The sequence below is a fragment of the Siccirubricoccus phaeus genome, assembly GCF_008360935.1.
Lineage (GTDB): Bacteria > Pseudomonadota > Alphaproteobacteria > Acetobacterales > Acetobacteraceae > Siccirubricoccus > Siccirubricoccus phaeus.
Genome location: NZ_SRXO01000020.1, coordinates 38,615 through 51,230 on the forward strand (window position 1 = coordinate 38,615; position 12,616 = coordinate 51,230).

Sequence of the window (12,616 nt, forward strand, 5' to 3'; positions counted from 1 at the left end):
GGAAGGAAGGATGCGGAAAGGGGGGCGGCCCTGCTACCCTTTCGCCCATGACCCCACCCCCCCGGCTCACCCCCCAGGCCGGTCCCTCCGTCTGGAGCGGCGCCGCCTTGACCCCCGCGGACTGGATGCTGCCGGTCGGCGCCGAGCTGGCGGCTGCCCTGGCCGAGCCAGACCCGGCGGCGAAGCTGGCCCCCCTGCTCGGCCCGGTGGCGGAGCGGCTGGAGCATGGCCGCGGCTTCGTGCTGCTGCGCGGCCTGCCGATCGAGAAGCTGCCGGCGCCCGAGGCGGCGCTGCTGGCGCTGGGCCAGGCCTTGGGCACGCCCCTGCCGCAGGACGCCGCGGGCGCTCTGGTGGGCCGCCTGGCGGGGCCAGGAGCAGGGGTGGAGGCCGGGGGGCCGCCACGCTTCCACGCCGACCCGGCCGATGCCGTCGCGCTGCTCTGCCTGCAGCAGGCGCGGGAGGGCGGGGTGGTGACGCTGGTCTCCGCCCCTGCCCTGCACAACGCGCTGATGAAGGCGGACCGCGCGGCGCTTGCCGTGCTACACCAGCCCTTCCCGCATCTGGGGGCGGAGACGCCGCTTTCCCTGCCGGTGTTCAGCACGGCCAGCGGGGCCTTCGTCGGGCGGTATGACCGGGATTCGATGCTGGAGACGGCGCTGGATGAGGCCCAGCTCGCGGCGCTGGCGGCGCTGGATGAGGCGGCCGCCGCCCCCGGCCAGGCGCTGACCATTCCGCTGCATGCCGGCGACGTGCTGCTGCACAACCCGCACCTGGTCTGGAAGCGGGTGGCGGCCGGGGCGGTGGCGGCGCCGGAAGCGGCGCGGCAGTTGCTGCGGCTGTGGCTGGCCCTGCCCGGCAGCCGTGCCTTGCCGGAGAGCTTCCGCCAGGTCTTCGGCGAGACCGCCGCCGGGGCACCACGCGGCGGCGTTGCTACCCCGCCCGGGTTGGTGGGCGGGTGAAACCCCCGCGACGTTGCTGCGCAACGCCGTGGGGGGACCCGGGAGTCGCTCGACAGTGGAGGCCTCGCCCAGCCTGCCGCGGCAGGGCAAGGGGCGGCCCGTGCGGCAGCGCCGCGGCCCCGTCGGCGAAGCACGGGTGGCGGCCGGTGCACCCAAGCCGCACTCTGGGCGCCGAGCCGCGCGGGGGACCGGGACCATGAAGCTGCTGGTGGCGAACGCCAACACCACGGAGGCGATCACCGAACTCTGCGCCGCGGCGGCGCGCGGCGCGGCCGCGCCGGGCACCGAGATCATCCCGGCGACGCCGCGCTTCGGCCCCGCCGTCATCGCCACGCGGGCGGAGGACATCGTCGCCGGCCACGCCCTGCTGGAATTGCTGGCCGAGCACGCCGGGAAGGTGGATGGCGTGCTGCTGGCCGTCAGCCACGACACCGCGCTGGAAGCGGCGCGCCAGGCGCTGCCCTGCCCGGTGGTGGGCATGACGGAGGCCGCCTGCTTCGCCGCCTGCCTGCTGGGCGGGCGCTTCGGCCTCATCACCTTCGGCAGCACGGAGACCTACCGCGAACGCATCGCCCGGCACGGGCTTTCCACCCGCCTGGCCGGGCTGCTGGCGGTGGCGGCGACGCCGCAGGAGGCGGTGCGCGACCCGGAGGGTGTGGGCCGCAAGCTGCAAGCGGGGCTGGGCACGCTGGTGGCGCAGGGGGCGGATGCGGTGGTGCTGGGCGGCGCCGCGCTCGCCGGCATGGCGCCGAAGCTGCAGCCCGAATGCCCGGTGCCGCTGCTGGACGGCATCGCCTGCGGCGTCGGGCTGCTGGAAATGCTGGTGCGGCTGAAGCTGCCGAAGCCGAAAGCCGGCAGCTTTGCTTTGGCGCAGGGCAGGGAAGTGGCGGGGGTGGCGCCGACGTTGGCGAAGCTGCTGCGCGGGTGTTGAGGGAGGGCGTCGTAAGGCGCGCCCTTACGACGCGACCCTCCCTCGAACCCCCACCCACCAGGGGCCGAAAGGCTTTTGGAGCCCCATGGTTCAGGCGTCGAGGGTCGTCTCCAGCTCCCAGCTCGACAAATGGCGCATCTAGAGCAGATCGCCGGAGGGCGGAATCGCCCGGAGGCGTGAATCTGCTCTACCATCAATAAGATAGAGTGTGATCGGTTGAGGTTGAATCGACCGAAACCGTGAATCACGCGACCGAACAATGAGCTAGAGCGGGGCGGGTGAGCGCAGCTCAACCGATCCCGCTCTAGCGTTCCAATCCGCCTGCTACAGTTTTCCGCGGCGTCCGGCGATTCCGCCGGACTTGAAAATGCTCTAGGCTGGCCGCTTCCGCCGCGTCGCCAGCGCCGGCAGCACCGCCGCCAGGCAGGCGAGCGCCACCCACAGGAAGCTGTCCCGGAATCCCAGCATGCTCGCCTGCGCCGCCACCGCGCGGGAAAGCAGCTCATAGGCCCCGGCCAGGGTTTCCGTCTCCGGCACCCCGTCCTGTGCCAGCAGCGCCTGGGACTGCCGGATGAACTCCAGGGTCCCGGCCCCGCCGCCATCCTGGCTCGGCGTCAGGGATTGCGCGTGCAGCTCTGTGTGCCGCTCCAGCGCGACGGCCAGCAGGTTGACGCCCAGCGCCCCGCCGAATTGCCGGGCGAAATTGATCCCCCCTGCCCCCTGGCCGAGGAAGCGCGGCGGCAAGGCCCGCAGCGCGCCGGCATTCATGGATGGCATCGTAAACCCCAGCCCCACGCGGCCGAGCAGGATCATCAGCGCCATGGACCAGAAGGGCGTGTCGGTATGCACGCCGCGCAGCAGCCAGGAGGAAAGCGCGAAGAGCACCAGGCCGAAGGCCACGGGCTGCCAGGGCGGCAGCGCATCCGCCAGCCGCCCCGCCACCGGGAAGACCACCAGCATGATGAGCCCGGCCGGCATCAGCACCAGCCCGGCTCGCGTCGCGGTATAGCCCTGCACCGTCTGGACGAAGAGCGGCAACAGGTAGGTGGTGCCGAAGATGCAGGCGCCGTAGACGATGGCGACGGCAAAGGCGCCGGCGAAGCCGCGATGGGCGAAGATGCGCGGGTTCAGCAGCGGCGCCGGCGTGAACAATTCCCATAGCAGGAAGCCGGTGATGGCCAGGGCGGCGGCGGCCAGCGCGCCCACCACCGGCTCGGACCCCCAACCCTCCCGCTGCCCGGTGGAAAGCCCGGTGAAGAGGGCGAGCAGCGCTGCGATCAGCAGCAGGAAGCCCGGCAGGTCGAAGCGCCGCCGCGGCCCGGACTCCGCCCGGTCCGGCATGAAGACCACGGCGAGCGCGGTGCCGAGCAAGGTGGGCGGCACGGAGAGGATGAAGACGCTGCGCCAGCCGTAATTATCCACCAGCACGCCGCCCAGGGTCGGCCCCAGCGCCGGCGCCAGCACGATGCCGACGGCGGCGAGGCCCATGGCGGAGCCGCGCTTCTCCGGCGGGAAGACCAGGAAGATGATCTGGGTGCCGAGCGGCTGCATCATCCCCGCCGAGGCGCCCTGCAGGATGCGGCCGAGGATCAGCACCGCCTCGTTCGGCGCGAAGCCGCAGAGGGCGGAGCCCGCCAGGAACAGCGCGACGGCGCCGAGATAGGTGGCGCGGTGGCCGAAGCTTTCGGTGAACCAGGCGTTCAGCAGCATCGTGCCGGTGACGGCCGCCAGGAAGCCGGTGGAGAGAAGCTGCGCATGGTCCTGGCCGATGCCGAAGGCGCCCATTATGTCCGGCAGCGCCACGTTGACGATGGTGGAGGCGAGGATGGTGGAGAGGGTGCCGATGATCGCCGTGGTGGTCACCAGCCAGCGATAGCTGGGGCCGAAGCGTGCGCCGAGGCTCTCCAGCGTCCGTTCACTCAATCGCGGCGGCCTCGATCTGCACCATCATGCCGGGGCGCAGCAGGCCGGGCGCGGGGGGCGGCTGCAGCACCACACGCACCGGCAGGCGCTGGGTGATCTTGGTGAAATTGCCGGAGGGGTTGGGGCTGGGCAGCAGGGCGAATTCGCTGGTGGCGGCGCCGGCGACGCGTTCCACTACGCCCTCGAAGCGCTGGCCGGGCAGGGCGTCCACCATCACCTGCACATGGGTGCCGGGGCGGAACCAGCGGATCTCCGTCTCCTTGACATTCGCCTCCACCCGCACGCGGGCGGGGTCGTGCAGCATCAGCAGGCGCTGGCCGGCGGCGACATATTCGCCGGGGTCGATGAAGACGCGGTCGATGCTGCCGTCGAAGGGCATCAGGATGCGGCGGTCGGCGAGGTCCAGCGCGGCGCGGTCGCGCTGCGCCTCCAGCTCCCGCTGCTGCGGGCCGAGGGCTTCGAGCTGGCGGCGCAGCACCACCAGCTCCTCCCGCGCCGCTTCGCTGGCGGCGATCTGCGCCTCGGCGCTGAGGATCTCGGCAGTGGCGCCCAGCACCTTCTGCCGCGCGGTGTCCAGCGCGCTGCGCGTCTGGTCCTGGCGCTGGCGGGTGCCGCTGCCGCTCGCCACCAGCATCTGGGCGCGCTCGAATTCCGCTTCGGCCAGCACGCGCTCCGCGACCGCCGCCGGCAGGGCGGCACGGGCCACTTCCAGCTTGGCGCGGGCACCGGCGGCGGCGCTCTCCGTCTGGCGGTCCACCATGGAGAGCCGCGCCTCCAGCTCCGCCCGCCGCGCCGCCAGCGTCGCCAGCCGCGCCTCGATCTCGCGCAGGGCGATTTCCGATTCCCGGCTGTCGATGCGGACCAGCAGACTGTCCTTGCCCGGCGTATCGCCGGCAATCACCCGCACCTCCGCCACCCAGCCCGGCACGCGGGAGGCGATGGTGACCATATCCGCCGCCACCCGCGCATCATCGACGATGACGAGGGTGAGGAGCCGATGGGTGAACCAGGCGGCGCCGGCCAGCGCGCCGAGCAGCGCCAGCCCGAGCGCGGTCATGCGCAGCGCCCGGCCCCTGTTCCGCGTGACCCCGGGCGCGCTGCTCCGTACGCTGCCTGGGCCGATGTCCATTTCAGCCGCCTTCGGCGGGCGGGGCGGCGAGGCCGGCCGCCACCCGGTCCAGCACGGCGAGGCAGGCACGCAAATCGGCTTCCGGGATTCCGGCGAGGATTTCCGCCCGCACCTGGGTGGCCACCGCTTCGATGCGCTGGATCAGCGGCCGGGCCCTGTCCGTCAGATGCAGCGTATTGGCGCGGCGGTCCTGCGCCGATTCGCGCCGTTCCACCAGCCCTTCCGCCTGCAGCCAGTCCAGCGTCCGCACCAGGGTCGGGCCCTCGATGGCCAGGCTGGTGGCCAGCGCCTTCTGCGTCATCCCGTCCCCGAGGCGGGAGAGGGTGAGCAGCGCCAGCCAGCGCGCCTCCGTCAGCCCGTGCTCCGCGATGCGGGAATCCAGCCGCGCGCGCCAGCGCCTGGCGATCTGCGCGATCGCGATGCCGATGTGCCATTGCGTATGGGCGAGGCTGGAACCGTCCCGCATGACGCGAGACTAGGACGCAGACGAATGATGAGCAAACTAGATATTGCCGGCCATGGGGGGTTTCGCGCTGGTGCGAGCCGCCGCAGGATGGCGGGGAAGGAGGAGCGGCCGATGCGCAATCTTCGCCCAGGCCATGCTGCGTTGCAGCAGATGCCCTGGCCGCAGCGGAACCCAGCCGCGTGACGCTGGTGCAGGTGGAACAGGCAGGCGGCGTCGCCACGCTCCGGCTGAACCGGCCGGAGCGCGGCAATGCGCTCGGGCTGGAACTGGTCGCGGCGCTGGAGGCGGCGGTGACGGCAGCGCTGGCCGAGGGCGCGCGCTGCCTGGTGCTGCGCGGGGCGGGGAAGCATTTCTGCACCGGCTTCGATCTCTCGGATCTCGAGGCGCTGTCCGATGGCGATCTGCTGCTGCGGGTGGTGCGGATCGAGCAATTGCTGCAGCGCCTGCATGCCGCACCGGTGGTGACGGTGGCGGTGGGGCAGGGGCGCAGCTTCGGCGCCGGCGCGGATCTCTTCGCCGTCTGCGATCACCGGATCGCGCAGGCGGGGGCGAGCTTCGCCTTTCCCGGCCCGGCTTTCGGCCTGGTGCTGGGCACGGCGCGGCTGGCGGCGCGGATCGGCGCCGGGCGGGCGCGGGCGGTGCTGCTGGGCGGCGAAACGCTGGTGGACCAGGCGGCGCTGGAGGCCGGCCTCGCCACCGCGGTGCTGACGGAGGTCGAGCTGCCCGAGGCGCTGACGCGCATCGCCGCCACCGCGTCCCGGCTGGCGCCGGAGACGGTGGCCTTGCTGCATGCCCGCACGCGGGCGGCGGACGACGATGCCGACCTCGCCGCGCTGGTCCGCTCCGCCGCCCGGCCGGGGCTGAAGCAACGGATTCTGGACTACCGCGCCGCCGTCGCGGCGCAACGCCAGGGCGGGGCGGGTTGAGCTTCGCTCGGCCCGTCCCGCTCCGGCCATTTGCTGGATCGCGCGACTCACGCTTCCGGTGAAGCCACCGAAAGCGATCACGCTCTGGAGCATGGTCCGTTCGCTTGCGCTCATGGCTCATGCTCCAGGTCTTTGTATGATCGCGTGATTCACGCTTCCGGTGAGGCCACCGAAAGCGATCACGCTCTGGGATAGGGAGAGGAACCATGCCGAAGGTTCAGGCGGAGAAGCTGCGGGAGATCGGCCGTGCGCTGCTGATGGCGAATGGCGTGCCGGAGGAGGAGGCGGCGACGGTCGCCCGGCATGTGGTGAATGCCAACCTCGCCGGGCATGACAGCCATGGCGTCATCATGCTGCCAAATTACATCGAGCGGGTGCGGGTCAGGCATATCGTGCCGGGCGCACCCTTCACCATCGTGCAGGAATCGCCGGCGACGACGGTGGTGGATGGCAATTGGGGCTTCGGCTACGTCATCAACGAGAAGGCGATGGCGCTGACCATCGAGAAGGCGCAGCAGACCAACATCGCCGCCTGTACCGTGTTCCGCCAGGGCCATGTCGGGCGGCTGGCGAGCTACCCGCTGATGGCGGCGAAGGCGGGGATGATCGGCATGGCCTGGGCCGATAGCGGCCGTTCCCCGAAGGGCGTGGCGCCGTTCGGCGGGCGGGAGGCGCGGCTCGGCACCAACCCCTGGGCGATGGCGGTGCCGTCCGACCTGGACGGGCCGTTCTGCATGGATTTCGCCACCTCGGCGGTGGCGATGGGCAAGATCAAGCTGGCCGAGGCGCGCGGGCAGGAGATTCCGCGCGGCTGGGTGGTGGATAGCGAGGGCGACCTGACCACCGACCCGAAGAAGATCAAGGGCGGCGCGCTGCTGCCCCTGGGCGGCGCCGGCGAGGGCTACAAGGGCACCGCGCTGGCGGCGATGGGCGAGGTGTTCTGCGGCATCCTCACCGGCCTCGGCTTCGGGGTGGAGCCCAGCGGGCGGCACAATGACGGCTGCTTCCTGATCGCCATCAAGGTGGAGGCCTTCCGCCCGCTGCTGACCTTCCGCAAGGAGGTGGGGGAGTTCGCGCACTACCTGAAGGAGACGCCGCCGGCCAAGGGCAGCAAGGGCGTCCTCTATCCGGGCGAGGTGGAGCACCGGGCGGAGCAGCAGCGCGCCGCGGAGGGTGTCGAGATCGAGGACGCCACCTGGAAGAAGCTCGGCGAGCTGGCGCAGGAGGGTGGCATCGCGGCGAAGCTGGGCTTCGCTTAGCTCCCCACGAAGCCGCTGCGCGGCTTCGTGGGGGCCCCCGGGAGTCGCTGCATTCCCGAAGGGCGGCACAGCCTGCCGCGGCAAAGCCGCGGAAGGGCAATGGGCGGCGGCAGGTTCAGGCAGGCGCTGCGAAGGCCATCCGTCGCGCAAGCGAAGGCCCTTGAAAGGGCCTTCGACGACGACGGCGTCCTCGCGAAGCTTGCTTCGCGGGGTGTCGGGCGAAGGCCGCCATTGCCCGGGCCATAGTGCCGCAAGCAAGTCAGGGCCGTAGCCGCGCGTCGCGCTGTGCGGCGAAGCCGCAGCCTTGACTCGCTTGCGGCACCGTGGCTGTTCCGAGGGAGGCGCTCGACGGTGTCGAGCGCGCGCTTGCGCGCCCGGACGGTACGTCCCAGTCGGGGGGCTACTTCTGCCCGTGCACCAGCCGATGCACGAAGCCCAGCTTCTCGATCGCCGGCGGCGACAGCACGAAGGGGTAGAGATCCGGCGAGCCCATGCAGCGGTTCAGGCTGTTCACCGCATAGGTCAGCGGCAGCCACGCCTCCACCAGGGCGGCGACGTCGCGCACCCTGTACGGGTCGAATTCGATCTGCGTATCCAGCTCGTCGCCCCTCGCCACGCGCGGCTGCACGCTGAGGCGGAAGGCGCTCGCCATCTCCAGCGTGTCCACGATGTGCAGGTAATGCGCCCAGGTCTCGGCGAAATCCTCCCAGGGATGGGCGGCGGCATAGGCGCTGACATAGGCGTTCTGCCAGTCCGGCGGCGCGCCCCGGGCGTAATGCGCCTGCAGCGCCGCAGCGTAGTCCTGGCTGTCATCGCCGAACACCGCGCGGCATTCCTCCAGCTTGCCGCCATCCCGCACCAGCAGATCCCAGTAATGGTGGCCGGATTCATGGCGGAAATGGCCGAGCAGGGTGCGGTAAGGCTCGCCCATGGCGGTGCGGCGGCGCTCGCGCTCGGCATCGTCGGCCTCGGCGAGCGCGATGGTGATCAGCCCCTCCTCATGCCCCGTCATCACCGGCGGCGCGCTGCCCTCCGGCGGGTCCGCCAGCACATCGAAGGCCAGGCCATGCGCCGGGTCCTCGATGCGGTTGGCCAGCGGCAGCTTCAGCCGCTGGAAGCTGTAGATCAGCCGGTGCGCAGCATCCTGGATGCGGCGCCAGGGCGGCAGATTCTCCGCCACCGTCAGGTCGGGGATTATCCGGTTGTGCCGGCAGGCGGCGCAGAGCGCTTCCGAACCATCCTCCGGCGCCAGCCAATTGCAGGCGGCGTATTGCGCGTTGCTGCAGAACAGCCGGCGCTGCCCGGGCGCGGCCAGAGGGCGCCAGGCCTCGCCCTCCGGCGCCAGGGCGGAGAGCGTGGCGGCTTCCGGCAGGAAGCCCAGCCGGTGGCCGCAGCGCTCGCAGAGCGTGTTCTCGAAGTACAGCACTTGGCTGCAATGCTGGCAGCGGAACAACTTCATGGCCGGGACCCCTCCCGCGCGGCCAGGACGCGCCGCCGCGGCCGGAGTTCCGCCGGCACCGACCCGCCTGCCCCCTGGCCCGCCTGCCCTCTGGCCGGGTGCGGGCGCTCTCCCGCCCTTATTTCGCCTCGGCCGGCAGCCCCGCCGGGGCCGGCTGCTCCACCGGCTCCAGATCCACCCCGATGGTCAGGCTGTGCGCGCCGCCCCCCAGCACCACGCCGCGCAGGGGGCTGACATCGCAGAAATCCCGGCCCCAGCCCAGCACCACATGCTCCTCCTGCGCCACCAGATCGTTGGTGGGGTCGAGGTCCACCCAGCCATGCAGCGGCCCCAGCCAGCAGCCCACCCAGGCATGGCTCTGGTCGGCGCCCAGCCGCCGCTTCTGCCCGGGCGGCGGGCGGGTGCGGATATAGCCGGAGACGTAGCGCGCCGGCAGGCCGAGGCCGCGCAGGGCGCAGATCATCAGATGGGTGAAGTCCTGGCAGACCCCCTCCCGCCGTGCCAGCACCTCCGCCACCGGGGTTTCCAGGCTGGTGGCGCCGGCGCGGAAGGCGAATTCCTGGCGGAAGCGGGCATTCAGCGCCAGCAGCCCGTCCAGCACCGGCCGCCCGGCGGGAAAGCAGGGGGCAGCCCAGTCGGTGGCCGCCGGCAGGCCGGGCAGCATCGGGCTTTCGAAGAGGAATTCCGCCGCCTCCCAGGCGCCGGGCCCGCCCTGCCGGGCGGCCTCCGCCACCACCGCCCAATCCGGCGTCGCGGCCGCTGGCGGCGGCGCGGGGAAGCGCACCTCCACCACCGCCTCCGCCGTCACCTCGAAGGCGGCATGGGGTTCATCGAGGAACAGCCAGGTGCAGGGATTGCCGAAATGATCCACCCCCTCCCGCCGGCGGGAGGCGGCGGGGGCGGCGGTGATCCGCGCCGCCTCCACGCGTTGGAAGGGCAGCGTTCGCGGCGTCAGATGCAGCAGATGCGCCGCCAGATCCACCGTGTGGCGGTAGGCATAGGCCGTGCTGTGGCGGACGCGGTACCTCAAGGGCGGACCCCGTCCCTCACGCCGCGCCGCGCAGCCGGCCCGTGCTGCTGCCATGGCCGAGGGATTGCGGCGCCGGCAGCAAGGCGAAGTAGCGGCGGCTGACGCGGTCCGAGAGCGCCGCCACCGCGCCTTCCATCGCCTTCAGCCGCGGCAGCAGCCGGATCGCGGCCTCCGCCTGGGCGGGGGATGCCGCCACCTCCCGCACCATGTCGCGCGTCTCCTCCAGCAATTGCTCGGCCAGGGTCACCAGGGAGGATTCCGCCTCCCCGGCCAGGTCGGCCAGTGTGTCCCTGGCGGCGCGCAACTGGAAGGCCAGGCCACGCGGATTGCCCTCATCCGCGAGCACGAGGTCGAGCACCGGCGCCGGCTGCATGACGGTGAGATAGCGGCTGCGATAGGTGATGACGGAATCGCGCAGCTCCAGCGCCAGGCGCAGCCCCGGCTCCAGCCGCGCCGGCTGGGTGGCGGCGCCGGGCTGGTCCAGCGCCCGGGCGAGCTCCGCCACCACATTCTGCGCCCGCTCCACCCGCCGGCCGAGATCGAGGAAGAGCCGGCCGCCGCCGCGGACCATGTTCTCCGCGGCGAGGCCGGCGACGGTGGCGGCGAAGCCCAGCACCAGGGCGCAGGTTTGGTCGAGCTGTTCCAGCTCCCGCGCCGCATCGCGCGCCGGGGCGATGCCGCGCAGCGCGTCCCGAAGCTGCCGCAGGCCGCGCTGCAGGGCGAGGTGCATCTCCCCGGTCAGCCGGTCCCGTAGCAACTCCGTGAGGCGGGAGACCTGGCCGAGCAGCCCGGCCACCGGCCCCCCTTCCCGCATCGCCCGCAGCAGGGCGCGGCTGAGCGCGCCGGTGCCGATGCCGGCGAGGCCGGCCTGGGCGGTCTCGGCATCCAGCAGCTCCGCCCGGGCGAGGCAGGCGCAGAGGCTCTTCAGCTCCACCGCCTCGCGCGGCGTCGGGCTGGGGCGGGCGAGGCGGGCGGCGCCGGCGCGCAACAGGCGGGCGGCGCTTTCCAGCCTTTCCAGGTAGCGGCCGAGCCAGAAGAAATTATCCGCCACGCGGCTCGGCAGGTCGCCGCTGCCGCGGCGGATGGGCAGGGCGGCGATGGACAGGGAGCGGGGGCCGAGGATGTCCAGGCCGTCCTGCGCCGGCACCCAGACATCCTTGGCCAGCGCCGTTCGCGGGCGGCGGCCGGAGGCAGGGTCGGGCGCCGCCAGGGTGCGGGCGAGGCCGCCGGGCAGGGCGTGCCAGCGCTGGCCGTCGAAGACCAGGAAAAGGCGCAGCATCACCGGGCGCGGCACCAGCCCTTCCGGCGAGAGGCAGGGGGTGAAGGAGCCGTCCAGGGCTTCGGAGACCGCATACTCCCCCGGCGCCGCCAGGATGCGCTGGGCCAGGGAATGGCGATCGGCGGGGGAGAGGGCGCCGGCGCGGATGGAGCGGACGGTGCCGTCCACGGCGCTGCGCACCAGCCAGCGGTCGAAGCCATGGCCTATCTGGTCCCGCGCCGAGGGGTCGCCGAGCCAGAGCGTATGGGCGCCGGGGAGGCGCAGCTCCTCGCCCAGCAGGCGGCGGGCGAGGGCCGGGAGGAAGGCGGCGAGGGCCGGCGCCTCGGCGAAGCCGGTGCCAGGGTCGTTGGCGATGCGGACGGTGCCGGTGCGGGCGGCATCCAGCAGGCCGGCGACGCCTTGCAGCGTGTTCTGCTCCGCCTCCAGCGGGTCGATGGTGCGGCCATCCTGGCGGCGCAGCAGCACGTCCACGCGCTGCAACCCGCGCAGGGTCTTCAGGTAGAGGGCGCCGTCGCGCACCGTGAGGTCGCCGCCCTCGACCAGGGCGCAGGACAGCTCGCGGGCCAGCACCACATGCTCGAACCAGAGCGGGCTGGCATGGCCGGGGGTGAGCAGGGCGACGCCGGGGTTTTCCGCCGGGGCCAGGCGCTGCAAGGCGTCCTGCCAGATGTCGAAGAAGGGCAGCAGGCGGCGCAGCTCCGTCACCCGGGCGAATTCCGGAATGTGGCGGGCCATGGCGCGGCGGTTTTCCAGCGCATGGGCGATGCCGGAGGGGGCGGCGGTGCGGTCCGCCAGGACGCGCCAGCGCCCATCCGGGCCGCGCAGCAGATCCGCGGCGTAGCTTTGCAGCAGCGGGCCGGCATGGCCGGCGGGGTGGCGGCAGGCGCGGAGGAAGGCGGGGTTGGCGTAGACCAGGGCGGGGGGCAGGGCGCCCTCGGCCAGCAGGTGCTGGGGGCCGTAGACGTCGCGGAGCACGCGTTCGAGGAGGGCGGCGCGCTGGGCCAGGCCCTCGGCCAGGGAGTCGAATTCGGCGGGGTCGAGGATCAGCGGGATGGGGTCGCAGCGCCAGGCGGCGGGGGCGGAAACCGGGCCGGGGAGGAGGCTGGTCATGCCCTCCTCGGCAAAGGCGCGGTCGAGTTGCTGGGCGCGTTCGGTCAGCACCTCGCGGCCGAGCTGGCCGAGGGCGGCGAGCAGGGGGCGCCAATGCGGGCGGAAGCCGCCATGGCCGTCCACCATTTCGTCCAGGGTATTCACC

General features: G+C 72.7%; 10 protein-coding genes. 4 read left to right on the forward strand and 6 right to left on the reverse strand.

All coding sequences use genetic code 11. From position 1 onward, the window contains the following. Positions 1 to 47 precede the first annotated feature (47 nt). Both E5N76_RS22690 and E5N76_RS22695 read left to right on the forward strand, forming a co-directional pair. The gene (locus E5N76_RS22690; protein ID WP_149539618.1) at positions 48 to 959 is read left to right on the forward strand and encodes a TauD/TfdA family dioxygenase; all 912 of its coding nucleotides are present in this window, start codon (positions 48 to 50) and stop codon (positions 957 to 959) included. 196 nt (positions 960 to 1,155) lie between these two features. After that, positions 1,156 to 1,890, forward strand: coding sequence for an aspartate/glutamate racemase family protein (locus E5N76_RS22695; RefSeq protein WP_149539619.1), 735 nt, complete (start codon positions 1,156 to 1,158; stop codon positions 1,888 to 1,890). Positions 1,891 to 2,262: 372 nt separating this feature from the next. Here the strand turns inward: E5N76_RS22695 and E5N76_RS22700 are convergent, their stop codons facing one another. The 3 genes from E5N76_RS22700 to E5N76_RS22710 form a co-directional block, all read right to left on the reverse strand. Further along, positions 2,263 to 3,813: an MDR family MFS transporter gene (locus tag E5N76_RS22700; protein WP_149539620.1), complete on the reverse strand. Its 1,551-nt coding sequence runs from the start codon at positions 3,811 to 3,813 to the stop codon at positions 2,263 to 2,265. Beyond that, positions 3,806 to 4,870, reverse strand: coding sequence for an HlyD family secretion protein (locus E5N76_RS22705; RefSeq protein ID WP_187830333.1), 1,065 nt, complete (start codon positions 4,868 to 4,870; stop codon positions 3,806 to 3,808). The genes E5N76_RS22700 and E5N76_RS22705 overlap by 8 nt, the downstream gene beginning before the upstream one ends. 73 nt (positions 4,871 to 4,943) lie before the next feature. Further along, complete coding sequence (locus E5N76_RS22710) at positions 4,944 to 5,408, reverse strand: MarR family transcriptional regulator (RefSeq protein ID WP_149539622.1); 465 nt, start codon at positions 5,406 to 5,408, stop codon at positions 4,944 to 4,946. A gap of 179 nt (positions 5,409 to 5,587) precedes the next feature. Here E5N76_RS22710 and E5N76_RS22715 point away from each other — a divergent pair, with 179 nt between their 5' ends. Both E5N76_RS22715 and E5N76_RS22720 read left to right on the forward strand, forming a co-directional pair. Beyond that, complete coding sequence (locus E5N76_RS22715; protein WP_149539623.1) at positions 5,588 to 6,334, forward strand: enoyl-CoA hydratase/isomerase family protein; 747 nt, start codon at positions 5,588 to 5,590, stop codon at positions 6,332 to 6,334. A gap of 206 nt (positions 6,335 to 6,540) precedes the next feature. Further along, the gene (locus E5N76_RS22720) at positions 6,541 to 7,593 is read left to right on the forward strand and encodes an Ldh family oxidoreductase (RefSeq protein ID WP_149539624.1); all 1,053 of its coding nucleotides are present in this window, start codon (positions 6,541 to 6,543) and stop codon (positions 7,591 to 7,593) included. Between the two features lie 400 nt (positions 7,594 to 7,993). Here the strand turns inward: E5N76_RS22720 and E5N76_RS22725 are convergent, their stop codons facing one another. The 3 genes from E5N76_RS22725 to E5N76_RS22735 all read right to left on the reverse strand — a co-directional run bounded on the left by E5N76_RS22725 (position 7,994) and on the right by E5N76_RS22735 (position 12,615). After that, complete coding sequence (locus E5N76_RS22725) at positions 7,994 to 9,052, reverse strand: zinc-binding metallopeptidase family protein (RefSeq protein WP_149539625.1); 1,059 nt, start codon at positions 9,050 to 9,052, stop codon at positions 7,994 to 7,996. Between the two features lie 118 nt (positions 9,053 to 9,170). After that, positions 9,171 to 10,082 carry a transglutaminase family protein gene (locus E5N76_RS22730; protein ID WP_149539626.1) on the reverse strand — a complete coding sequence of 304 codons (912 nt, stop codon included), beginning with the start codon at positions 10,080 to 10,082 and terminating at the stop codon, positions 9,171 to 9,173. 16 nt (positions 10,083 to 10,098) lie between these two features. Continuing rightward, positions 10,099 to 12,615: a circularly permuted type 2 ATP-grasp protein gene (locus E5N76_RS22735; RefSeq protein WP_149539627.1), complete on the reverse strand. Its 2,517-nt coding sequence runs from the start codon at positions 12,613 to 12,615 to the stop codon at positions 10,099 to 10,101. Position 12,616: the final 1 nt, after the last annotated feature.